Annotated in this window: 1 pseudogene; it reads left to right on the plus strand. The window is 48.5% G+C overall.

Annotated features, from left to right (window positions below):
• A pseudogene (locus tag AB4585_RS24260) lies at positions 1–359 on the plus strand (threonine synthase); the annotation flags it as partial.

Consider the following 359-nt stretch of genomic DNA (forward strand, 5'->3'; position numbering starts at 1 on the left):
CTCGATAACATCGACGCGTTGCTCGAGGAAGACTTTGTAACCCGAAGCAGTAAGATACTTTCGGCGCTTATTGGTGACGAGCTTTCTGAGTCTCAAGTCTCTCAGATGGTAGACACTGCATTTCAATTTCCAGCGCCTATCAAATCAGTTAAAGATGGCACGTATGCACTAGAACTGTTCCACGGTCCTACTCTTGCGTTTAAGGACTTTGGCGGTCGCTTTATGGCTCAGTCACTAGCAACGGTTTCTGAAGGTGGCAAGATCACTATCTTGACGGCAACCTCAGGTGACACAGGCGCAGCGGTTGCTCATGCCTTCTACGGCATGGCGGATATCAACGTCGTTATTCTGTATCCAAA

This window comes from Vibrio sp. 10N.222.49.C9 (genome assembly GCF_041474985.1).
GTDB classification, from domain to species: domain Bacteria; phylum Pseudomonadota; class Gammaproteobacteria; order Enterobacterales; family Vibrionaceae; genus Vibrio; species Vibrio crassostreae_C.